The 23,441-nt window shown below is 40.4% G+C and carries 24 protein-coding genes; 9 read left to right on the forward strand and 15 right to left on the reverse strand.

The window, feature by feature from the left end; all coding sequences use genetic code 11:
• Positions 1 to 15 precede the first annotated feature (15 nt).
• Together rplU and rpmA are read left to right on the forward strand one after the other, a co-directional pair.
• On the forward strand, positions 16 to 327 hold the full coding sequence (gene rplU / locus ACR2F3_RS05185) for a 50S ribosomal protein L21 (RefSeq protein WP_432709005.1): 312 nt from the start codon (positions 16 to 18) through the stop codon (positions 325 to 327).
• Between the two features lie 53 nt (positions 328 to 380).
• A complete protein-coding gene (gene rpmA / locus ACR2F3_RS05190) occupies positions 381 to 683 on the forward strand; it encodes a 50S ribosomal protein L27 (RefSeq protein WP_432708914.1) in 303 nt (100 codons plus the stop codon).
• Positions 684 to 769: 86 nt separating this feature from the next.
• Here the strand turns inward: rpmA and ACR2F3_RS05195 are convergent, their stop codons facing one another.
• From ACR2F3_RS05195 to rnr, 3 genes are all read right to left on the reverse strand, one after another.
• On the reverse strand, positions 770 to 1,381 hold the full coding sequence (locus tag ACR2F3_RS05195) for an HAD family hydrolase (RefSeq protein ID WP_432708915.1): 612 nt from the start codon (positions 1,379 to 1,381) through the stop codon (positions 770 to 772).
• 137 nt (positions 1,382 to 1,518) lie between these two features.
• Entirely contained in the window at positions 1,519 to 2,490 is a 972-nt protein-coding gene (locus tag ACR2F3_RS05200) for a polyprenyl synthetase family protein (protein ID WP_432708916.1), read from the reverse strand.
• A 17-nt stretch (positions 2,491 to 2,507) separates the two neighbouring features.
• Entirely contained in the window at positions 2,508 to 4,634 is a 2,127-nt protein-coding gene (gene rnr / locus ACR2F3_RS05205; RefSeq protein ID WP_432708917.1) for a ribonuclease R, read from the reverse strand.
• 105 nt (positions 4,635 to 4,739) lie between these two features.
• On the opposite strand from rnr, the gene ACR2F3_RS05210 reads away from it, so the two are divergent.
• A complete protein-coding gene (locus ACR2F3_RS05210) occupies positions 4,740 to 5,657 on the forward strand; it encodes a mechanosensitive ion channel family protein (RefSeq protein ID WP_432708918.1) in 918 nt (305 codons plus the stop codon).
• Here the strand turns inward: ACR2F3_RS05210 and ACR2F3_RS05215 are convergent.
• A complete protein-coding gene (locus ACR2F3_RS05215) occupies positions 5,619 to 7,334 on the reverse strand; it encodes an ABC transporter ATP-binding protein (RefSeq protein WP_432708919.1) in 1,716 nt (571 codons plus the stop codon). The two genes, ACR2F3_RS05210 and ACR2F3_RS05215, sit on opposite strands and share 39 nt — an antisense overlap.
• A 62-nt stretch (positions 7,335 to 7,396) precedes the next feature.
• Between ACR2F3_RS05215 and ACR2F3_RS05220 the strand changes: the two genes are divergently transcribed.
• The 3 genes from ACR2F3_RS05220 to ACR2F3_RS05230 are packed head-to-tail and all read left to right on the forward strand — an operon-like array spanning position 7,397 to position 10,186.
• Positions 7,397 to 8,710: a nicotinamide mononucleotide adenylyltransferase gene (locus ACR2F3_RS05220; RefSeq protein ID WP_432708920.1), complete on the forward strand. Its 1,314-nt coding sequence runs from the start codon at positions 7,397 to 7,399 to the stop codon at positions 8,708 to 8,710.
• Positions 8,711 to 8,770: 60 nt separating this feature from the next.
• Positions 8,771 to 9,067 (forward strand): ArsR/SmtB family transcription factor, encoded by a 297-nt coding sequence (locus ACR2F3_RS05225; RefSeq protein ID WP_432708921.1) that lies wholly within the window; start codon positions 8,771 to 8,773, stop codon positions 9,065 to 9,067.
• Positions 9,068 to 9,085: 18 nt separating this feature from the next.
• Positions 9,086 to 10,186: an NADH:flavin oxidoreductase gene (locus ACR2F3_RS05230; RefSeq protein WP_432708922.1), complete on the forward strand. Its 1,101-nt coding sequence runs from the start codon at positions 9,086 to 9,088 to the stop codon at positions 10,184 to 10,186.
• A gap of 53 nt (positions 10,187 to 10,239) precedes the next feature.
• On the opposite strand, the gene ACR2F3_RS05235 is transcribed toward ACR2F3_RS05230, so the two are convergent.
• Positions 10,240 to 10,731: a YajQ family cyclic di-GMP-binding protein gene (locus ACR2F3_RS05235; protein ID WP_432708923.1), complete on the reverse strand. Its 492-nt coding sequence runs from the start codon at positions 10,729 to 10,731 to the stop codon at positions 10,240 to 10,242.
• A 91-nt stretch (positions 10,732 to 10,822) separates the two neighbouring features.
• Here ACR2F3_RS05235 and ACR2F3_RS05240 point away from each other — a divergent pair, with 91 nt between their 5' ends.
• From ACR2F3_RS05240 to ACR2F3_RS05250, 3 genes are all read left to right on the forward strand, one after another.
• Complete coding sequence (locus tag ACR2F3_RS05240; RefSeq protein WP_432708924.1) at positions 10,823 to 11,374, forward strand: hypothetical protein; 552 nt, start codon at positions 10,823 to 10,825, stop codon at positions 11,372 to 11,374.
• A gap of 80 nt (positions 11,375 to 11,454) precedes the next feature.
• Positions 11,455 to 13,515 (forward strand): polyphosphate kinase 1, encoded by a 2,061-nt coding sequence (gene ppk1, locus ACR2F3_RS05245; RefSeq protein WP_432708925.1) that lies wholly within the window; start codon positions 11,455 to 11,457, stop codon positions 13,513 to 13,515.
• A complete protein-coding gene (locus tag ACR2F3_RS05250) occupies positions 13,515 to 14,396 on the forward strand; it encodes an exopolyphosphatase (protein WP_432708926.1) in 882 nt (293 codons plus the stop codon). Before ppk1 ends, ACR2F3_RS05250 begins: the two co-directional genes overlap by 1 nt.
• On the opposite strand, the gene ACR2F3_RS05255 is transcribed toward ACR2F3_RS05250, so the two are convergent.
• The 10 genes from ACR2F3_RS05255 to gndA are packed head-to-tail and all read right to left on the reverse strand — an operon-like array spanning position 14,365 to position 23,416.
• On the reverse strand, positions 14,365 to 14,856 hold the full coding sequence (locus ACR2F3_RS05255) for a 4'-phosphopantetheinyl transferase family protein (protein WP_432708927.1): 492 nt from the start codon (positions 14,854 to 14,856) through the stop codon (positions 14,365 to 14,367). The two genes, ACR2F3_RS05250 and ACR2F3_RS05255, sit on opposite strands and share 32 nt — an antisense overlap.
• A complete protein-coding gene (locus tag ACR2F3_RS05260; protein WP_432708928.1) occupies positions 14,843 to 15,106 on the reverse strand; it encodes an acyl carrier protein in 264 nt (87 codons plus the stop codon). The genes ACR2F3_RS05255 and ACR2F3_RS05260 overlap by 14 nt, the downstream gene beginning before the upstream one ends.
• Positions 15,093 to 16,376 (reverse strand): beta-ketoacyl-[acyl-carrier-protein] synthase family protein, encoded by a 1,284-nt coding sequence (locus ACR2F3_RS05265; RefSeq protein WP_432708929.1) that lies wholly within the window; start codon positions 16,374 to 16,376, stop codon positions 15,093 to 15,095. The genes ACR2F3_RS05260 and ACR2F3_RS05265 overlap by 14 nt, the downstream gene beginning before the upstream one ends.
• A complete protein-coding gene (locus ACR2F3_RS05270) occupies positions 16,369 to 16,815 on the reverse strand; it encodes a 3-hydroxyacyl-ACP dehydratase FabZ family protein (protein WP_432708930.1) in 447 nt (148 codons plus the stop codon). The genes ACR2F3_RS05265 and ACR2F3_RS05270 overlap by 8 nt, the downstream gene beginning before the upstream one ends.
• Positions 16,816 to 16,827: 12 nt before the next feature.
• Entirely contained in the window at positions 16,828 to 17,877 is a 1,050-nt protein-coding gene (locus tag ACR2F3_RS05275) for a type III polyketide synthase (RefSeq protein WP_432708931.1), read from the reverse strand.
• On the reverse strand, positions 17,855 to 18,589 hold the full coding sequence (locus ACR2F3_RS05280) for a methyltransferase domain-containing protein (protein WP_432708932.1): 735 nt from the start codon (positions 18,587 to 18,589) through the stop codon (positions 17,855 to 17,857). The genes ACR2F3_RS05275 and ACR2F3_RS05280 overlap by 23 nt, the downstream gene beginning before the upstream one ends.
• Positions 18,579 to 19,694, reverse strand: a complete 1,116-nt coding sequence (locus ACR2F3_RS05285; RefSeq protein WP_432708933.1) for an NAD(P)/FAD-dependent oxidoreductase — start codon at positions 19,692 to 19,694, stop codon at positions 18,579 to 18,581. Before ACR2F3_RS05285 ends, ACR2F3_RS05280 begins: the two co-directional genes overlap by 11 nt.
• A gap of 57 nt (positions 19,695 to 19,751) precedes the next feature.
• Positions 19,752 to 20,477, reverse strand: coding sequence for a 6-phosphogluconolactonase (pgl, locus tag ACR2F3_RS05290; RefSeq protein WP_432708934.1), 726 nt, complete (start codon positions 20,475 to 20,477; stop codon positions 19,752 to 19,754).
• A 5-nt stretch (positions 20,478 to 20,482) separates the two neighbouring features.
• Positions 20,483 to 21,994, reverse strand: coding sequence for a glucose-6-phosphate dehydrogenase (zwf, locus tag ACR2F3_RS05295; protein WP_432708935.1), 1,512 nt, complete (start codon positions 21,992 to 21,994; stop codon positions 20,483 to 20,485).
• Positions 21,995 to 22,003: 9 nt separating this feature from the next.
• Complete coding sequence (gene gndA, locus ACR2F3_RS05300) at positions 22,004 to 23,416, reverse strand: NADP-dependent phosphogluconate dehydrogenase (protein ID WP_432708936.1); 1,413 nt, start codon at positions 23,414 to 23,416, stop codon at positions 22,004 to 22,006.
• Positions 23,417 to 23,441: the final 25 nt, after the last annotated feature.

Here is a 23,441-nt window from a genome sequence, read left to right on the forward strand (position 1 = left end):
AATAATTATTTAACAATGTACGCAATAGTAAATATAGCAGGACAGCAATTCAAAGTTGCAAAAGACCAGCACCTTTTTGTACACCGTTTGCAAGGAGATGAAGGCGCTAGTATTGAATTTGACAATGTATTGTTGGTTGAAAATGGTGGTACAATTTCTGTAGGAACTCCTGCATTAACTGGCGTAACTGTTACAGCTAAAATCGTGTCTCATTTAAAAGGTGATAAAGTTATCGTTTTCAAAAAGAAACGTAGAAAAGGTTACAAAAAGAAAAACGGACACCGTCAGTATTTCACTAAAATCCAGATCTCTGGTATCAGTTTATAATTATTGTTAAACATCAATTGCCAATTAATACGGTAGTTAATAAAATATAAATCATGGCACATAAAAAAGGAGCCGGTAGTTCCAGGAACGGACGTGAATCGCATAGCAAGCGTTTAGGTATTAAAATATTTGGTGGTCAAACTGCCATTGCTGGAAACATTTTAGTACGTCAACGTGGTACAAAACACCATCCTGATAAAGGCGTAGGTATTGGTAAAGACCATACTTTGTTCGCTTTAGTAGATGGTACAGTAATTTTCAAAAAGAAACAAGATAACAAATCTTACGTTTCTATCTTACCTGCAGCAGCTGTGACTGTTCCAGTGGTAGAATCTGAAGCTGCATCTGCAGAATAAGTTATTTTAAATAGCATAAAAAAGAGGCAATTTCCTATAAGGAAATTGCCTCTTTTTGTTTACAATCAGTGTCTAGCCATAAGCGCCTAAGAACGAGTTTCTTCAAGGATCTTTCTAGTGCTGAGGAAGCCTTGATGATGATAACTACATATACCAAGGTTTAAAGCTGTTTGTACAATCATTTGCCGGTCGTCAAAGTAAAGACACTCTTCGTGGCTTACCTGGGCAATCCCCATCGCTAAGGTAAAGATTTCTGGGTCTGGCTTGCGCATACCTACTTCGCAGGAGGAGATGAAAGCATCAAAACAATCATGTAAACCAAATTTCTGTATTCGGTAATTATTGATTTCTCGACCCTCATTGTTTATTGAAATTATACTAAAACCACAAGTCTTTTTCCATTCTTTTAGCCAAGGTAAAAAGTCTGGTAATGCAACGGACTGTGCGAAAATGAAGTCCTTAAATTCTTGTTTTGAAAAGCTTCGCGGATGATAAAATACAACTGTATCCAGGTAATCGTCAAGGGTGATTTTTCCTATCTCATAAATATTGAATATAAAATTATGGAGAATTTCCAATTCCTCATGATCGAGATTGAATTGCTTACATGCCAGTTTTCGGGAATGGTATCCCCAGCCGTTGTTTAGCAAAACACCACCAACGTCAAAAAAAAGAACTTTAATCTTGGAACCTTTCATGATAAAATAACAGTTATCCCACTTATAAGTTTGCGTTAGGCTGTTACGAATGTGAAACACATGTTAAATTAAGGGGGAGTAATTTTACAAAAAAAAGGCTTCTGCGTTATACAGAAGCCTTTTGTGAATGCTAAGATCTAACTCTCCCGGTGCATTAATGCATTTGCCAATGTGATCAATTCTTTCTTTTGTTCGTCTGGTACCTTGATCTTTGCTAAAGCAGCAAAAGCCTTGTCCAGATAATCTCGCATTTGCTGTGAGGCTAATTCTTTCACATCATACTCGTCATACAGCGCTTTAATGCTGTCAATTTTCGCTGGTAGGGTAGTGGTGTTTTGCGCATGAGATGCTAATGCAGCCAGGTCTTTCTGTTCTGCCAGTTCCTGTAGCTTTAGCAACAAGTATGTTTTTTTGTTGGCAATAATATCACCCCCTATTTGTTTACCGAATTTTTCAGGGTCTCCGTATACATCGAGGATGTCATCCTGTAACTGGAATGCAATGCCAAGATTTTCACCGAAGTCATATATAAGACAGGCATCTTCTTTACTGGCACCAGCAACGATGGCTCCAATTTTCATAGCGCCACCTACTAAAACTGCAGTTTTAAGCCTGATCATGTCTATGTATTCGGTAATGCCCACATCTTCACGCATTTCAAACTCCATGTCCAGTTGCTGGCCTTCGCAAACACCTTGTGCGGTAGCATTAAAGGTGTCAAGGACGTCTTTTAAGACCTCCACTTTCACTTTTGTTAGTTGTTTGTTGCTTTCTACCATCATCACATCGCCACTGAGGATAGCATTGTTGGTGCCCCATTTTTCATGTACTGTTTGCTTTCCACGACGAAGCGGCGCATTATCCATAATATCATCATGTATGAGTGTGAAGTTATGGAAGGTTTCAATGGCTAATGCCGCTGGTATTGCTTCCTCAATGTCGCCTTTAAATAAGTCGGCAGCGAGTAATACAAGTGCCGGGCGTATTCTTTTTCCGCCCAGGTTCATGATATACGCGATTGGGGCGTACAAGTTTTTCGGATGATTTGGATAGTCCATCGCTGCGATGGCTTTTTCAATCCGACTTTGTAATTCAAAAAGTGTGTACATTCTTTCTTGCCGTGTTCTTAATTAATCAGGGTGAAATCGATCATGCGTTTAGAAAGGTCTACTTTCTTCACTTTAACCTGCACTTCGTCGCCCAGTTGATATTTCTTCTTTTTGCGTTGTCCTATAATACAGTAGTTCTTCTCGTCTAACACATAAAAATCATCAGCAATATCTCTTAGTCTAACCATACCCTCGCATTTATTATCTGTAAGCTCTACATACATTCCCCATTCGGTCACACCCGAGATGATACCTGCATAGGTATTGCCAACATTTTCTTCCAGGTATTCTACTTGTTTATATTTAATGGAGGCACGTTCAGCATCAGCAGCACGTTTTTCCATTGCCGATGAATGCGATGAGGCGATTTCAAACTGCTCTTCATCTCCTGATTTTTCTCCATTTAAATAGCTTGCCAGCAACCTGTGCACCATTACATCAGGATAACGCCTGATTGGTGAAGTAAAATGTGTGTAATGGTCAAAAGCCAAGCCGTAATGACTGGTTTTTTTTGTGGTATAAATTGCTTTCGCCATTGAACGGATAGCGAGTTGGGTAAGTACGTTCTGCTCTTTTTTACCTTCCACATCTTCCATCAGGAAATTAAGTGATTTTGCAATCTCCTTATCTGATTTCATGTTAATTTTATAACCGAAACGCGCTGCAAATAAAGCGAAGTTATTCAGTGTTTCCAGGTTAGGTGAATCATGTGATCGGTAAACGAAGGTATATTTCTGTTTTCCTTTTCCTTTTTTTGACACAAATTCTGCAACCTTTTTGTTGGCCAATAACATGAAGTCTTCTATCAGTTTATGGGCATCTTTCCGCTCTTTTACGTAAACGCCAATGGGTTTTCCATTTTCATCCAGTTTGAACTTCACTTCAGTACTTTCAAAACTTATAGCGCCTGCTTTAAATTTTCTTTCTCTCAGGATATAAGCCAGTTCGTTTAGCTTTAGTATCTCCTCTACGTGTTTTCCCTCCTTGTTTTCAATTACTTCCTGGGCTTCTTCATAGCTGAACCTGGTATTGGAATTGATTACCGTTCGGCCAAACCATTCAGAGTGGATGTTTGCTTTGTCGTCAATTTCGAAAACTGCGGCAAAACAAAGTTTATCTTCATTTGGACGTAAGGAGCACACGCCATTACTTAAGCGTTCGGGTAACATAGGAATTACCCGGTCAACAAGGTATACTGATGTAGCGCGGGAATATGCTTCTTTGTCTAAAGCACTATTAGGAGTAACATAGTATGATACATCGGCAATATGCACTCCGATTTCATAATGTCCATTATCTAGTTTTTTGAAGGATATTGCATCATCAAAGTCCTTGGCATCCGCAGGGTCAATGGTGAAAGTTACGGTATCTCTGAAATCTCTACGACCCTCAAGATCCTTTTCAGAAACTTGTTCAGGTATGTTGTCGGCTTCCTTTTCTACTTCTGCAGGGAATGCCAAAGGGAAACCGTATTGTGCAAGGATCGCATTCATTTCTGTATCGTTTTCCCCTTGTTGACCAAGTATATGGATCACTTTACCAATAGGATTTTTTGCTTCCTCAGGCCAATCAGTAATGCTCACCTGTACCTTCTGTCCATTTTTAGCGCCATTAAGATCTGTCAAAGGAACAAAGATGTCGTGTAGCATTTTACGGTCATCGATAGCAACAAACGCGAAACGTTCTGAGATACGGATAACACCAATGAAGTCTGTTTTTGCACGCTCAATGATTTCAACCACTTCGCCTTCATTTTTACGGCCACTTTTCTTTGCAAAAATATAGACCTTTACTTTATCCCCGTGCAGGGCATTATGAAGCTTGCGAGCTGATACGTAAATGTCTTTTTCAAATTCGTCGTCTGGTACCACATAGCCGGAGCCATCTGCAGTAATATCCACCCTGCCAATGATGAACGTTTTCAGATCTTTTAACAGGAATTTCCCCTTTTCAGGTTCTATAAATATGCCTTTATGTGTTTGTTCTTTTAAAACTTCTAAAATCGTTTCTCTGGAAGCACTGTCAGTAATGTTTAATTGCGCAGATACTTGTTTGTAATTAAGTGGCTCTTTGCTTTTGCTCAACACATCGCCAATCAATTGTGTGAGGACCTGGGTTAAGTTTGATGTTTTGTTTTTTGCCATAACTAATTTATGAATCACCCGAAGGTAACAATTTGATGGGATATAATGCGGTTTTTGCTACATTTGTTAGTCTGTTTAAGGTACCTAAGTGGTTAATAATTCGATATGTTTACGGTAAAAGAAAGAAAGACAAGGAATGAATTTATAGTCATTCTTGTTAAAGCGGTTATCTATGCAGCGCTGGTTTATTTCCGGATTTACAAACCATCATTATATGATGAATCTATTTTTATTCAGCAGTTAACCAGTGGACTTTTTATTTTCCTGGGTCCAAGTCTGACAGTTTCGCTTTTGCGACTGGTTATCATAGTCTGGTATATTAAAAAGCACCGGCTCAAGTCAAATATCAAAGACAACTTTATCCTTGGCATAGATCGCATTGAATCTATTTTGAATGTTGTGTTCTTTGCACTTGCTTTTATAGTGTTTATGGGAAATGACCCTAAAGCATTTTTAACCAGCATCACTATCGTTGCAGCTGCTATTGCACTGACTTTTAAAGATTATATCACCAACATGATTAACGGATTAATTATCATGTTCTCAGACCAGTTGTCGTTAGGTGATCACATCAAAGTGGGGGAGATTGAAGGAAAGATTCTTGATATTACATTAATCAACATGATTTTGCAGAACGAAGACAATGATATGGTGATTATTCCAAACTCGGTGGTATTCAGTTCGGTTATTGTAAACCAAAGCAAACAAAATATCAGGAAACTGAGTGTCGAGTTTCACATTCTATTACACTTTGGTTACACTCCCGAATACTTGGAAAACTATCTGAAAAAGGTTGTGGTTGGTTATGCTGACTATTTGGTTCTGGATGGCTTGTCGATTAAAACCCTTTCTATAAATAAAGACGAAGCGACGTTTAAGGTTCAGGTATTACTAAACAAATACGACAAGCAGAAAGAGAGAGAAATCAGGCGTGAAATATACACTGCAATTATGAAGCTTTCTCAGAAACAAAACCAGGTTGGCTCAGCGGAAATAACCGATCCCGGGAATCGCATCAATTAACTTCCTGGTATAAGCCTCTTGTGGGCGATTGTAAATATCGTCAGGAAATCCTTGTTCTATTACCTGCCCTTTATTCATCACGATCATGCGGTCAGAAATATGTTTTACCACCGCCAGGTCATGTGAAATAAAAATATAGGTTAAGCCCATTTCCTGTTGCAGTTGTTTAAGCAGATTTAATACTTGCGCCTGTATCGATACATCTAATGCGGAGACCGATTCATCACAGATAATAAATTTAGGCTCAAGAGCAAGAGCACGCGCAATAACAATGCGTTGTCGCTGTCCACCAGAAAATTCATGTGGATAACGATCGTAATGCTCCTCTTTCAGGTTAACCTTGTTCATTAGATGTAATACATGTGCCTTACGTTGCTGGTCGTTGCCAAAAAGCTGGTGTACCTGTAAAGGTTCTATGATTGCTTGCCCTACGGTTAGTCGTGGATTTAAAGCAGAGTAAGGGTCCTGGAATATAATCTGCAGGTCGCGCCTGGTTTTACGAAGGTCGTTACCATTCAACTTCAATAAATCTTTGCCCAAGTACCTGACGGTTCCAGATGTAGGCTCCGTTAACCTTAATATACTTCTGCCAAGAGTGGTTTTACCACAGCCTGATTCTCCAACGAGTCCTAAGGTTTCACCAGGGTATACCTTAAAGCTGATGTTGTTAACCGCTTTTATGTAGATTTCGGTACGATTAAATAGCCCTTTGTTAACCGGGAACCAGGTACATAGGTTCTCTACTTCAAGCAGAGGCGCTTGCTGATACAGCTGCTTCCTTCTTTCCTTAATTTCTTCTGTAGTGTAGGTGTTACTTTCCAGAAGATGTTTTACACTTTTTTCCTCGCTACCCTGCATAAAATCAGTTATGGTAGGCAATACTTTAAGTTGACGTTCAGGTGCTGGCCGGCAGGCGAGCAAACCCTTGGTATAAGGATGTTTTGGGTTACTGAAAAGATCGGCCGAATTACCCTGTTCTACAATTTCGCCATGATACATTACTGCTACTTCATCTGCAACCTCATTAATCACAGCCAGATCATGAGATATGAAAATCATCCCCATTTGGCGTTCCTCCTTTAATTTCAGCAACAACTGCAAAATTGTTTTTTGAACGGTTACGTCCAAAGCAGTCGTGGGTTCATCTGCAATTAATAATTCCGGATTACAGCTTAAAGCCATGGCAATCATTACCCGCTGCTTTTGCCCTCCAGACAACTGGTGAGGGTAGCGTTCAAGCATCTGCTCTGGAAAAGGCAATTGCACTTCTTTAAACAAGCTGAGGGTTTTTGCTTTAGCCTGAGTTTTATCTATATGCTGGTGAAGCATTATTGCCTCAATCACCTGAAAGCCACAAGTAAACACCGGGTTTAGTGATGTCATTGGCTCCTGAAAAATCATAGAGATTTTGTTTCCCCGGTAATGCCTGAGGTCAGCTTCACTAATGTTTAACAGGTTAATGTCGTGAAATTTAATATCCCCCTTAATTTCCGTGTTACTTTGTGGAAGAAGGCGCATAATGGAAAAGGAGGTTACAGACTTTCCAGAACCTGATTCTCCAACAATACCGAGCACTTTTCCTGGATCAACTTTAAAGCTGATTTTTTTAACAGCCTTGACCAAAGTATGATCTTCCTCATTACGAAACTGAATTTCTAAATTGTTTACGTTTAACATCAGATTAGCAAGATAAACAAATTTCTGTCTGTAATTAGGCTGGTTTGTCCTATTTTTGCGCCATGGAAAGAGAAATTCTGGATACAAAGCGTAAAGCCTTAAAGATAAATTTAAATCAAAAGATTTACGGAACCTTTGCTGAAATAGGTGCAGGACAGGAAGTTGCCAGGAACTTTTTTACCGCCGGTGCAGCATCAGGAACGGTAGCAAAAACAATGTCCGCTTATGACATGACATTTAGTGACGCTATTTATGGTGCAGAAAAAAGTGGTAGATACGTAAGTCAGTCGCGTTTGACCAAGATGCTTAACCACGAATACGACCTGTTAAACGAGCGGCTGAGCGGTGAAAAATACGATGATAGAACCTTTTTTGCCTTCGCAGATACGGTTACTACCTTAAATTATAACAAATCTAATGACCCTCATGGTTGGATTGGTATAAAGTTTCAGTCTGAGCGTGGGGGTGAGCCAAATGAAATATTTTTCCATGTTCGTCTACTGGATACTGATGCAGCTCTGCAACAAAATGTTTTAGGCATCATTGGTGTTAACTTGGTTTATGCGGCTTTTTACTTCAATCATGATCCTAAAACCATGATAGAGTCTCTTGCCGATAACCTGACAGTTGGCTCGGTAGAGATTGATCTAATCTCTGTTCATGGTCCGGCATTTAAGTCTGTTAACAACATCCTGTTGAACCTTTACCTTATTGTAAAGGACTTTTCCAACGCGGCTATCTTCAATTCGGATGGACACCCGTGTTTACCAAAGGATCTTTTGTATAAAAAAGATATTATGATTTTGCGTACTAAGTATGCTCAGAAATCAAACCCTAATTTTAGCATGCTAAATAAGGCGGTAGAACAATTCGTAAGAACCGAATCAGTGAAACAGGAAAATCTGAGGGTTTTAATTGAGGTACTTTTATCAAATGTTTTAACTACCGAGGAAAACTGGACGGAGAATCTCGATTTAGAAGCAGTAGCCAAACGTGCAGAAGAAATGTGCAAAACTGGTAACCTTGTTATTGTTTCCAACTTTGCACGTCACAATAAGCTGGCTAAGTATCTGGATCGTTGCAAACCTAAAAGTGTCGGCATTTCTACCAATATAAATAACCTTAAGTTTGTATTTAACTCCAGTAATTTCGGCGAAAACTACAGTAGTCAGCTATTAAGCTATGTGAGTGATATGTTTAGTAAAAACGTGAAACTTTTTGCCTATCCTTTCTTGGACAAAAAAACAAATAAAGTAATCACCAGCGCCAATATGCCGGTTACCCCTGATGCTAAACCTTTATTTGACTTCCTAATAATTAATGGATATATCACTGATATCAGAGATTATAGTGAAGGCGATGTGAAAACTGTTTAAATACTGTCATAACAATGCTGTTAATTGGGATATCGGAAAATATCGATATACATTTGTAGCATGGATCAATTAGAAATCTTTAAGGCATTGTCTAATAAATCCAGGTTGCAGATTTTGCAATGGCTTAAATCGCCGGAATTGCATTTTCCCGACCAGGAGAATGGATATGACCATGGGGTATGCGTTGGGCAAATACATAAAAAAGCTGGTTTAACCCAATCTACGGTATCTGAATACCTGGGCGTATTACAACGTACAGGTTTAATCGAAGCTACCAGGGTAGGCCAGTGGACCTATTATAAGCGAAATGAAGCCGCATTTCAGACCTTAACTAAGCTGATCGAAAAAGACTTATAAACAGTATTGAATATCATTATGAAAACAGATAGCTTATTTAGACCTTTTAGCTTCAAGTCATTAAATATAAAAAACAGAATCGTCATGGCCCCAATGACGCGATCTTTTTCCCCTGATGGGGTACCTACACCAGAAGTTGCCGCTTATTACCGTCGCAGGGCGGAAGGAGAAGTTGGTTTAATTCTTTCTGAAGGTACAGTGATCGACCGTCCGGCATCATCAAACGACAAAGACATCCCCCATTTCTATGGTGAAGCCGCTTTAAACGGTTGGCAACATGTAATCAATGAAGTACATGAAGGTGGTGCACAAATGGGGCCACAGATCTGGCATATGGGTGTGATGGAAAATCACTACTCAGGGTGGTTGCCAAGTGGGCCGTTTGAAGGTCCATCAGGATTGTTTAAACCAGGTGTTAAGCAAGGCGTAGCAATGACCGAAACGGATATTGCTGATGCTATTGCTGCCTATGGCCGTTCAGCCGCCGATGCAAAACGTCTGGGCTTTGATTGTGTAGAAATTCATGGTGCCCATGGTTATCTGATAGACCAGTTTTTCTGGGAAGGCACCAACGAGCGTACAGATGAATATGGCGGCGCAACTTTGCCATTACGCAATCGTTTTGCCATTGAAGTAATTAAAGAAGTTAGGAAACAAGTTGGTGAAGATTTTGCCGTTATCATTCGACTATCTCAGTTTAAACCTCAGGATTATAACTTTAAACTAGCAAAAACGCCTCAGGAAATGGAAGCATGGCTAAACCCATTGGCAGAAGCAGGGGTGGATATTTTCCATTGCTCACAACGCCGTTTCTGGGAACCTGAGTTTGCAGGTTCTGATTTAAATTTTGCCGGTTGGGCAAAAAAGATAACTGGTCAGCCAACCATTACCGTAGGTTCTGTTGGGTTAACTGGCGAATTTTTGGCTGCTTTTGCAGGGGAAAGTTCCGAACCAAGTTCTTTAGACGAATTGTTAAAAAGAATGGACCGTGGAGAATTTGATTTGGTTGCAGTAGGCCGTCCATTGTTGGCCGATCCGAATTGGGTAGAGAAGATTAAAGACAACCGTACAGATGAGCTGAGAGGCTTTACGAAAGCTGCGTTGTCAGAGTTAATATAAACAATAAACAAGTGAAATGCGGCTTTTCTACATCATGAAAAGCCGCTTTTTTATTAGTTTCGCATGTTGATAAATTGTAAAGGCTGACCAAAATCTTCGCTTTTACATAGAGCGATTACACGCTGCAAGTCGTCTATGTTTTTACTTTGTACACGCACCTGGTCATCCATCATAGAGGCCTGTACTTTTAATCCGCTGGCTTTAATTTTTGCCACTATTTTTTTTGCTGTTTCTTTATCGATTCCCTCTTTTACCGTAATCTCTTTTCTTATCATGTTTCCAGAGGCATATTGCTCTTTTCCGAAGTCAAGACTTTTTGCATCCAGGTTTTGTTTAGTCATCCTTGATATAATGGAGTCCTGAATGGCCTTCAGACGCATGTCATCTTCAGTAACGATGGTAATGATATTTGTTTTTTTATCATGTTCTATCGTGCTCTTTGAAGTACTGAAATCATAACGGTTTAAAATCTCTTTTTTTGCGTTGTTCATCGCGTTGTCGAATGTCTGTGGATCGACTTTACTTACAATGTCAAAAGTGGGCATGATAATAGCTTTAGAATGAAAAATTGTTAAATTTATAGTCAACGGGCAATCCTGTAAAAATATAGATCTTATGAAAACCAATAAGTCAAAAGTGCAAAAAAAAGTTGCCAAAAAAGCAGTAAAAAGGGATTTAGAAAAAACTTTAAGGAAAAGATTCCTGGAAGTAATTAGCCAGTTGGGCCTAGATGCCGAAAAAGTTGGTGATGATATTTCTAAAACTGGAAAAAAGATTGCGAAAAAATTAGCAAAAAGTGTAAAAAAGGTAAAACAGACAGTTGGTTTGGAAGAAACACCCAAAGTTAAAAAGGACAAAAGATTACCCAATACCCAAAAGGAAAAAACCGATGTTAACCAAGATAAGTGGACTACAAAACCTGAAGATGCCGGTAAACCAGTAAAAGCTAAAAGGGGCAGGAGGCGAGTTGAAAATGTTGACGGTGTAGTTCCTAAAGCAAAACCTATTGCACAAAGCGTTAAGGTTACGCCGATTAGCTCAGAAGCACATGTTAAAAAGGCTTTAACAAAAAATGGACCTGCTAATACAACTACCCCTGTAGTAAAAAAACGGGCTTCTAGAACCAAACCTAAAACTGAGGTATTTCCCCAAGATCCAGAGATGCCAGAAACGACCGAGCCTGCATAAGCCATAATTAATATATACTTAACATTAAAATATTCAGTTTTGAGACATTCGATATTGAACTGATATTATATTCTATCTACATGGCGAAAAAGAAAGTTCCTTTTCTAAACAGAGAAATCAGCTGGTTGTATTTTAACGAGCGGGTGCTCCAGGAGGCGGCAGACGAGTCGGTTCCTTTAATAGAAAGGATTAAATTCTTGTCTATATTTTCGTCAAACCTCGATGAATTTTATCGCGTTAGGGTGGCTACAATTAACCGGCTGGCCAACTTAAATGAAAAATCAAAAGCTTTGCTGGGATTTAACCCTAAAAAAGTACTCAATGAGATAAAAAATATTGTAGTTAAACAGGAACGTCGCTTTGAGCAACTCTTCCAGGCCACACTCATTAATGAGTTGGCTCAAAACCGAATATTTATTCTTAATGATACCCAGCTTAATGTATCAAGGGGCGAGTTCGTGCGAAATCACTTCAGAGACCGCATACTATCCAACCTGGTTCCAATTTTAATTGATCTGGACAAACCTTTCCCCGAGCTAAAAGACCGTTATTTATACTTTTTTGTACGGGTTTTTAAAAAAGGATCAAAACATCAGCGTTATGCTTTAATTGAACTGCCTCAGGATTTGCCAAGATTCTTAATATTACCGGAAACAAATGGTTTAAAATTTATTATCCTGGCTGAAGATATCATCAAATACTGCATGGATGATATTTTCTACATATTTGATTATGATGAACTTGATGCCTATTCTATTCAGGTAACGCGTGATGCGGAATTGGATATTGACAAAAATATCAGCGATAAATTTATTGAGGAGCTCAAAGCAAGTCTTGAAAAAAGGCGCAAGGGTAAACCCATGCGTTTACTTTATGATACCGAAATGCCATTTGATATGTTAAGCGTATTGGTGGCTAAAATAAAGATTGAAGCCGAAAGTTTAATTCCAGGTAACCGTTACCACCGTTTTGGCGATTTCATTCGTTTTCCTAACGTCGGCTCTCCTTCGCTGGAATACCCACCAACGCCTCCACTAAAAGTATTTGGTTTACACCGTACAGAAAGCATTATTAATAAAATTGCTGCCAAAGACTACCTTATCAATCTTCCTTACCAGTCGTACGATTATATTATTCTTTTTTTGAGAGAAGCGGCCATCGATCCTAAGGTTACAGAGATAAATATTACCCTCTACCGCCTGGCAGAGAACTCTAGGGTTATAAATGCCTTGATCAATGCGGCTAAAAATGGGAAATTGGTAAAAGTGGTTGTGGAGCTTAAGGCAAGATTTGATGAAAATGCAAATATTTATTGGTCAAACCGCCTCGAAGAAGAGGGTGTACATGTTAATTACGGTTTAACTGATTACAAGGTGCATTCAAAAATTTGCCTTGTTAAAAGAATAGAACGTGGTCGGGTGATGTATTATGCCAATTTAGCTACAGGGAACTTTAATGAAAAGACTGCTAAGCTCTATTGTGACCACAGTATTTTTACAGCAAAAAAGGAAATAACCCGGGACCTGGTGAAGTTGTTTAAGGCTCTAAACAACCATACCGTCGCTAAAGGCTTCAAACACCTCATTGTTTCCCCGTTGGAATCAAGAAATAAATTTTATCGGTTAATAGACCGTGAAATCAGGAGTGCCAAAGCAGGCAAACCAGCTTACTTGTTATTGAAAGTAAACAGCCTTGCTGATGAAGGCGTGGTGAATAAATTATACCAGGCCAGCAATGCAGGAGTAAAAGTGAAATTGATTGTTCGTGGTATATGTTGTCTGATACCAGGCATCAAAGGTTTCAGCGAAAATATTACTGTTATTAGTATTATTGATAAGTTTTTGGAACATGCGAGGGTTTACATCTTTGGAAATCAGGGTAAGGAAGAAATGTATTTATCCTCTGCTGATTTAATGAGCCGTAATTTTGAACACCGTGTAGAAGTAGGCTTTCCAGTACTTGACGATGATGTCCGCCAGGAAATCAGAGATATCATCGACTTCCAATTACAGGATAACGTTAAAGCAAGAGACATTACCAAATTGAACAATAATCGATACCATAAAAACAGGCTTGGCACCAAGGTTAGGGCGCAGGTGCAGACTTATAATTATCTAAAAAATAAACATCAACAGAATTAATGTTACGATACGCAGCAATTGATATAGGTTCTAACGCCGTAAGGCTTATGATTGCCGATATTACTCATGATGAAGGTGAATACGGTTATAAAAAAAATACGTTGGTTCGTGTACCCTTACGTTTAGGCGATGACGCTTTCCTTGACCATAATATCTCTGTACGGAAAGCAAACGACCTCGTGAAAACAATGGTGGCTTTCAAAAACTTAATGGACGTTTACCAAGTGTCGGCATACCTTGCCTGTGCTACATCAGCTATGCGCGAAGCTAGGAACGGGGCGGAGTTGATTGCAAGAGTTAAGGCAGAAGCAGGACTAGATCTGGAAATCATTCACGGACAAAGAGAAGCAAATATCATCTATCATAATCATATTGAAGATAATCTTGATATCCACAAAAGCTACTTGTATATAGATGTGGGTGGGGGTAGTACTGAGCTTTCAGTTTTTGTCAATAAGGTACCTGTTGCCTCGCATTCCTTTGATATTGGCACCATAAGGATTCTCGATAATCAAGATAAAGAGGAAACCTGGGAAGAGATGCGCGCGTGGATTAAAGAGCAAACTAAAGACCATAAAAACTTGATGGGGATTGGTACTGGAGGGAATATCAATAAATTGTTTAAGCTTTCGAAGGAAAAAGAGGGTACTCCTTTGTCCTTTTTAAAATTAAAGAGCTTGTACAACCATTTAAATAGTCATTCGCTTAAAGAACGCATACAGGTGCTGGGTTTGAATCCCGATCGTGCAGATGTGATTATTCCGGCAGCGGAAATCTTCATCACCATTATGAAATGGACAGGTATTAAGCAATTGCACGTTCCTCGTGTAGGTTTAGCCGACGGTATTATTAACCTATTGATCGAAGAGAACCTGGATTAAGATATACCTGTGCAAGGTAGGCCCCATGATGACTCTGGCAGATGGCTGGAGAAAACAAATCAGTAATATGGGTTGCACCCTGTATAGATACCTTAATTTGTCGCAACATAACCATGCTGTCGGCACATATGGTATGGATAAAAGTATTGTGAAGGCTGCTTCGGGAATAATACTTGCGACCTGCAATAGTAACCTCTCCACTGCTCCTCTGGCCGTCAAGGTCATGTAATGTGCATACTAAAGATGTAGGTGCATAGTTGCGGATGCCCGTCTCTTTAGAATAGATTTTGTAGGCCGCTTCCTTCATACTCCAGAGAAGCCAGACCAATATGTCTGGCGTGGCACTTTTTAAAATCAGATTTTGTTCTGCTGGTGTAAATACTTTGTTAAGGAAGCCTTTTCGCTGCCAATTGCTTTCTTGCTTTGCTGTGCGTAGATCCACGATATCATTTCCGATCATCTTCCTGTAGTTTAAGTTCAACAATTTCTATGGCTGCTTTAACAGTCAGCATTTTCTCCATCGCCGCATTGTCTATCTCAATGCCAAATTCTTCCTCTACATCCAGTACCACGTCAACCAGGTTGGCTGAATTGATTTTTAAGTCTTTTATGAAATCGGTATCCTCGTTTAAGGTATCCAATGCGGTCTTATCCTGCGTGTAAGTGGCTACGATTGGTTTTAGGCGTGCAAGTAATTCAGTTTTCGTCATGATTATATTTTTTTAATAGTAGACAAGCGTTCACATCTCCAAACCCAAAGCTTGCTTTCGCCAGCAGGTTAATTTCCATTGGTAGGCACTGCTGCGGTATTTTGTCACTGGCTACGCAAGCTTCAATTTCCGGGTTCAGATCTTCGCAATTTACATTTGGAAACAAAAAGTCCTCGTTTATCTGTAAAACGGAAGCCACACACTCTATACTGCCAGCTGCACTGAGGCAATGACCCGTCATGCCTTTTAGTGTGTTAATATACGGAAAATCCTGTCCTTTTCTATCAAGGGCGGTGCTCCAGTTTTTCAATTCCGTGCTATCCATCATGGTGGCAGTAAGGTGGCCGTTAATCACGTCTAATTCCCTGGAGTTTACACCTGCATTCTGCAGGGCACGCTTAATGCATTGTTGCACAGCTGTATGATTAGGGGCAGTCATTGTGCCGCCCCCACGTTGACCACCTGAGTTGATATGCCCCCCTAATACTTCTGCATATATATATGCGCCACGTTCTTGTGCGGTACGCAAATTTTCAAGCACAAGCGCTCCGGCGCCACTACCAGGAACAAAACCACTGGCGGTGGCACTCATGGGCCTTGAGCCCGTTGTAGGACTGTGATTGTGTTTAAATGTACAAACCTTCATGGCATCAAATCCAGCCCATATATATGGTCCACTATCGCTCGTGCTGCCGGCGAGCATGCGCAAAGCCTGCCCTGACTTAATCTTTTCGTAGCACATCAATATACTTTCTACGCCTGTGCTGCAGGCGGCCGAGTTGGTACTCACCTGGTTACCCAAGCCCAGCTTGCCGCCTAAGTATGCACTCACACCGCTGTTCATAGTTTGAATAACAACAGTGCTACCAATGCGGCGGGCGTTTAACTGGTCTACTTTATAGATGGCCTCCCTGAATTTGTCGATTCCAGATGTACCCGTACCGAAGATAGTACCACTTTCCCAATCGGGCGCTTCAGCAGGAGATATGGGCAAACCCGCATCGTTCCAGGCTTCCATGCCTGCAATTACACCATAGGTAATGCCGCTGCTATTAAAGTTGCGAAGTTCTAAATCATTGAAGTAGTTAGCGATCAGTGTAGAGGGGAGCGTTGGTATTCCTGCAATCTGGCAAGAAAAATTTAAATCTTCAAGGAGCGGCAGGTGTTGAATACCTGACTTACCTTGCTTAAGGGAGGTTGTGAATTGAGAAATCCCTGCTCCGTTTGGAGCTACCACACCAAGACCGGTTACAACTACCCGATTAGCCATTTAATTTAGTGGTTACCATGCCTGAGATTGTTCCTTTACAAACAACTTCACCTTCCTTGTTTTGCATCTGCACGTTGCAATGTAATTTCTTAAACCTAAAATACACTTTTTCTGCAATCACAGTTACTTTTTCTCCCGGAAAAACTGGCTTTACAAAATCAATAGCGGTAGAGGTTAACATGACATGGCTGCTGCTTCCGCTGGCAACTTCACCGGTAAGGAAAATACCAAGACATACTAAACCAATCTGTGCCATGGTTTCGGTTAGAATAACCCCTGGTGTAACTGGGTGATCTTTAAAATGGCCTTTATAAAAGTCAAGTTCTGGACTGTATGTATAAGTTCCGGTACAGCCATTTTCGTCAATACTTAACAATTCATCTACAAATAAAAAGGGAGGGCTGTAAGGTAACCGGGCTAAAATTTCTTCTTGTTTCATCGAGTATATAATTTACCATTGTAATAAAATACGCTGCGCCGTAAAGCCAGGTCCAAAGCTCAACATTAAACCTTTTTCGCCAGGCGCAGGCTTTTTGTCCATCATGCGTTCTAATACATAGAGTACTGTGGCACTTGACATGTTTCCGTACAAACGTAACACTTCTTTTGTATCATTTATATTTTTGCCTAGCTCGCTAAACAAAGATTCTACAACATGTATAATTTTCTTGCCCCCAGGGTGAAAAATGAGATGGTCGATATCGGCGATGCCAAGGCCATTTCTTTCAAGAAAAGGAAAAATAATAGCGGGAAAATTAGCCTCAATTACTTCGGGAACATCAATATCTAATATCATTTTTAATCCTGTATCCGTGAGCTTAAAACCCATCAGGTTGGTCGACTCGGTAAAATGATACATACTATCGTCAAGAATCACTGGACCTTCATCATCATCACATGATGAAAGCAGTGCGCAAGCCACACCGTCACCAAAAATGGCGGCACTAACCACATTGGTCATAGAATAATCTTTTAACTGGAAAGTGGCCGTTGGGGATTCAACTGCTATTAAGGCCGCTCGTTTACCTGGGTTGGCTTTGAGGAAGTTACGTGCATAGATCATGCCTGCAACACCTGCCGCACAACCCATTTCTGTAACCGGCAGGCGTACAACATCTTGTCGCATCTGCAGGTTATTGATGAGATGCGCATCCAGCGAGGGAATCATGATGCCTGTACAACTCACTGTAATGAGGTAGTCCAGATCCTTAGCCGTCCAATTGGCTTTAGTTAAGGCACCTTGAAGGCACTCGGTACCTAGCTCAATACTTTGTTCCATATAAAGATTGTTCCGGGCTTCAAAAGATGTAAGTGAAAACACCTCCGCTGGCGACATAAAGGAATACCTTTCATCTACGGCCGAGTTCTCAAAAATCTTTTTCACCTTTTTTATAAAGCGATCGTCCTGTCCGTGTAGCCATCCATCTAAAAAAGGGAGAATTTCTGATGTTGTTCTTTTGTTTCCAGGTAAGGTTTTGTTAACTGTGTTTATCTTGACCATAAGTTTTTACTATCCATTGATACCTGAATGCCCATTTCCATTTGATTCTGTCGTTCGCAAACTTCAACTGTTTGGAGTATGCCTGTAAATCTTTCTTTTTAAATCCTCGTAGAATGGAAATGAGTCCGTCCTCCCGCGACATATAATTCAACCTAAACATAAAACATAACGCTTTAAACAGGTAATAAGCAATTGCAGACCGGTGCAGGTCATTAATAACAAATCCCACACGGCTGTGTTTGCTGAAACCTTGCAGTAATGTTAATATATCTTCGTCTTTGAAGTGATGTAAGGTGAGAGTGCAAAGGATAACATCGTATTGCTGATTACCATTCAGGTCTTTAAAAATGTCAGCACAGCGATAGTTGATTTCCGGATAGTTGGTTGATAATTGTTGCGCATGGCTAATGGTAAACGCGTTGGCATCCATACCAGACAGTTCGCAACTTATATTATTATTCCGCGCATAATCTGCAATTGTACGTAGCATATCACCATTCCCGCATCCAACATCAAGTATACGGATTAGGCCTGTGGTTTCCGGTCTGTCTTTCAACAGCTTTTTTACACCGTCAAGGGTAACGGAGTTGCCACCAAGCAATCTGTTTATATCGGCAATTTTATCAAGTGCATCTTTTAAGGTTTCGCCTTCCAGATTAAAGTCGTCCATGATCTCTGGTTCCTGAGATCGGTAGGTAGTGTCAATGGCCATGGGTTTTTTTTATCAAATGGGGTAGTATGAAAGGAAACCTCGCCAAAGCGGCCGTTAGAAGCGAAGACAAGAAGTCGTTTCGCAAAATGGCAGATAGGTGTTTGCCCATGGCCAGTCTTTGGCTAAAATGCCTTTTCCATTCATGAGTATAATGCTGTTCCAAACTCGCACGCGAGGGTTGTTTGTTTTCGAAATGGCGTATGAGTTGGGTGGAGGCAATTTTAGCACCAAGGATGGCCATACTTAGCCCGTTTCCACATAATGGATGTATTAAACCTGCGGCATCACCCACCATTAGCACATGATTTTTGACGGCTTCTTTCTCTTCAAAAGAAATCTGACTAATACTCAAAGGTGCATCGAAAATCATCCGGCTGTTCTCCAGGATGTTTTGCAGATAAGCGTTTTTATACAATACCTGGTGCTGGAAGTCAGCGATGCTGCGGTAGGTTTTAAATGTTTTATAGTCGGTTAAATAACAGATGTTAATGACATCTTTTTCCACCGTCGAAACGCCACAATATCCACCCTCAAAATGGTGCAATGCTACAAGAGATGGGTCGAAACTACCACTGTAATGTGCTTTGACAGCAAGCCATGGAGATTTGTGTTTGATGAACTCCCGATCCAACTTTTGGTCCAGGCCAGCCCTTTTTCCATAGGCACCTATCACGTAAGGAGCTTTGTATATTCCATTTTGTGATGTTGTTACTTCAAAATGGTCTTGCTGGTACTCTATGGCAACAACCGTGTCCTGGACAATGTTGCAACCTTCCTTAAAAGCTTTTTGCATTAGGAATTGGTCTAAGGCATAACGACTTAATCCAAATCCTCCTAAAGGTAGCATTGAGGATATCAATGTGCCTTTGCGACTTGAAAACTCAAATCGGTTTAGCTGTGAAGGTTTTAAGACAGAAGGATCAGCGTTGAGTTCCCTCAAATAGGGCAAAACTTCATTAGAGATGTATTCTCCGCAGACTTTATGTTGTGGGTAGGGGTGTTTTTCGAATAGGGTTACCTTTATACCAGCACGCGAAAGGTGAGTGGCAGCGGTTAAGCCGGCAAGGCCGCCCCCAACAATGATTACGTCGTCTGTTTGAAGCATACCTGGAAAAATCTGTACACACAACACGGTGTGTACAGATTTTGTTTGGCATTACTATTAATTATCCAGTAAAGAGGCCGCGTCTTTGTCAACAAACCAGGTCACAAAACCGTCTACCGGTTTGATCATTTGGGCCGGGAATAAGCTGCTGTCTTTTTTTTCTTGTTCTACTACTTGTTTAACAGCTTTGGCTTTACTTTCACCAAATACCAGGAAAGCTATGTTCTTGGCTTTATTAATTAATGGAGCGGTAAAGCTTACGCGATAGGTAGACAATTTATCAACATAAACAGCATCAACCGCGGACTCTTTTACTTTGAGGATGTCAGTTTTCGGAAACAATGATGCCGTGTGGGCGTCGTCGCCCATACCCAATAAAATAAGATCGAAGTTCAGGTCGCTACCGTCAAAATGTTTGACAATTGCCTTCTGGTATTCAATGGCTGCTTTTTCTGGAGCAAGATCTGTAGGTACATAAAAGATATGATCAGCAGCAATGTTCAGAGGATCCAAGATACTTTCTTTTGCCATGAGTCCATTATAACTTTCATGGTTAGAAGGCACATTACGTTCGTCGCCAAAGAAGAAATAAACCTTAGTCCAATCAATAGCATCTCGATATTCCGTAGCTAAAAGGTGATACAATTCCTTTGGTGAATTACCACCAGTTAATACAAAATTGAAGCAATCCTGCTCCTGTATGCTCTTTTCTGCTATTTTAATAATGTACCTGGCCAGGTCATGAAGTAACTCGTCTTTGGTATTATATATCAGTAAATTCATTTCAATTAATCTTTATTTAAAGGCAATTTGAACCAATGGAAACCATCACGGGCAATGAGGGCCTCGGCATCTTCTGGTCCCCACGAATCGGCAGTGTAGTTAGGGAAACTTAATGATTTTTTGCTTTCCCAGGCATTAATAACCGGCATTAACAATTCCCAGGCACTTTCTACCTGATCCGCACGCATAAACTGTGTTTGGTCTCCGGTCATTACATCGAGTAGTAACGTTTCGTAGGCTTCCGGTGACTCAGAGTCGTATGTCCCTTTGTAATCAAATACCATATCTACAGGGTTTAATACCATATCTAAACCAGGTCTTTTGCCTTGCACCTGTAAACGTATACTCATTTCTGGTTGAATGCTGATGATCAGGCGGTTTTGTTGCCAGTGTTCTGTTACACCCGATGGGAAAATTTGGTGTGGCACATCTTTAAATTGAATGGCAATTAAAGAAGATGTTTGAAACAAACGTTTTCCAGTGCGCACATAAAATGGTACACCCTGCCAGCGCCAGTTATCTACAAAAAATTTGATTGCAGCAAAAGTTTCAGTATTGGAGTCTGCAGCTACACCGTTTTCATGACGGTAGCCTGGTACTTCCTTACCTTCCACCCATCCTTTAGTATATTGTCCTCTTACAGTGCTAAACCGAATATCTTCGGGGCTAAAAGCACGCATGGCTTTCAATACATCAACTTTTTTATTGCGAATTTCGTCAGCATCAAAATTGATTGGCGTTTCCATCCCAATTAGACAAAGGAGCTGCAATAAATGGTTCTGGATCATATCACGTAAGGCACCCGCACTTTCATAATAACCGCCACGGTCGCCAACGCCTAATTGTTCAGTTACAGAAATCTGCACATGATCAATGTAGGTACGGTTCCATAGGGGTTCCAAAAATGAATTCGCAAAACGAAAAGCCATAATATTCTGAACAGTTTCTTTACCCAGGTAATGGTCAATTCTATAAATCTGCTTTTCGGTAAATATGTTGGTTAACAACTGGTTGAGTTCTTTTGCAGTAGCCAAATCTCTACCAAAAGGCTTTTCAATTACAATTCTGCAAGTATCCTCTGTTCCGGCTAGTTTGTAGTCCGAAATACAGGTAGCAATCAATGGAAACAAGTTCGGCGCAACGGCGAGGTAATAAACCACTTGGGTTTCTGGCCCAAATTCGTTTTGAAAAACTTCTATACGTTCCTTCAAACCTTCGAAAGTTTTAGGGGCAGAAACATCAACGGGGGTATAGTATACGTTTTCAGCAAAATTGGCCCATTTGTCTTTTTTTACTTTACCGGTTCTAGAAAAGCTGTTTACGCCCTCCATAATAACGTCTCTGAACTTTTCGTCTGTAAAACTTTTCCTAGAAGTTCCGATAATGGCATATTTTTCTGGCATATAGCCATCGGCAAAGAGATTGTATAAAGCTGGCGCCAGTTTGCGCATATTTAGATCTCCAGTTCCACCAAAAATAACAAAAATGGTAGGTTTTAGATTGATCGTTGTTTTCATAACTTAGTATTACAAGGTAATAGGGTTCCAGATTGCATGAAAAATGCCTTCTTCGTCCGTACGTTCAAAAGTATGTGCACCAAAGAAATCACGTTGTGCCTGGATAAGGTTGGAAGGTAATTTTTCGGTTCTTAAAGCATCAAAATAGGTTAAAGTAGAAGCAAATGCAGCAACAGGAAGTCCATTCTCAACAGATAAGGTAACGATCTTTCTTAAAGATGGTAAAGTGCTTTTAATCTTATCCTGTATGTTTTTATCTGCAAACAAATGCTCCAATGCTGGATCTTTGCTGTAAGCCTGGTAAATATCTTCTAATAACTCGGCTCTAATAATGCAACCACCACGCCATATCTTAGCAATTTCTTTAAGGTTTAAGTCGTATTGGTAGGTCGCTGAGGCTTGCCATAATAAATGTAGTCCCTGAGCATAACAGCTGATCATCGCAAAGTACAATGCTTCTTCAAGCTGCACTTCTAATTCTGCAGCATTATCTGGTATGGTAGTCGTGTGCGGAAACGCGGCTGCCAATTCAACACGAAGATTCTTAAATTTCGAAATATCACGAGAACTAACGGCTTCGTTAATGGTGGGTATAGGTAGGCTTAAATCCATTGATACCTGTGAAGTCCATTTGCCTGTACCTTTGGATTTCGCTTCATCCTTAATCATATCAATCATCAGGTTGCCGGTTTTATCATCTACAAAAGCAAATACTTCGGCAGTAACCTCCATCAGAAAGGATTTCAAACGTCCCTGGTTCCATTTGGCAAAAGCCGCCTGTATCTGGTTGTTTTTATAACCCATGCCATTTTTCATAATGTCGTAGGCTTCAGCAAGCAGTTGCATCATGGCGTATTCTATACCATTGTGAACCATTTTTACAAAATGTCCGGAAGCGCCTGGACCTATGTACGTTACGCAGGGGTCGCCATTTACCTTTGCTGCAATAGATTCTAGTACTTCTTTCATTGCACTGTAGGCCTTTTTGTCGCCACCTGGCATCATGCTCGGACCGAACCGTGCGCCTTCTTCGCCACCAGAAATACCCATGCCGAAGAAATGAAGCCCTTGATCTGCTAAGGCTAATGCCCTGCGGGTTGTATCAGTAAAATGTGAGTTTCCGCTATCAATTATAATATCGCCCTTGTCCAATAATGGAGAAAGCTCAGCAATTACGCTGTCTACTATTGCCCCTGCGGGAACCAATAATACTATTCTCCGGGGTAATTCCAGACTTTGGACAAAATCTTCAAGTGATTCGAAGCCCTTTAAATCGTGTTCTTTCCCAACCTCTTCTAATAGCTTAAGCATCTTTGGGTCCTTGTCGTATCCAGTAACAGCATAGCCGTGATCGGCCATATTTAATAAAAGGTTACGGCCCATAGTACCCAGACCAATCATTCCTAAAGTGTATTTTTTCATAAGTTTGTGCGTTCTTATAACGATT

The sequence above is a fragment of the Pedobacter sp. genome, assembly GCF_045627485.1.
Classification (GTDB): domain Bacteria; phylum Bacteroidota; class Bacteroidia; order Sphingobacteriales; family Sphingobacteriaceae; genus Pedobacter.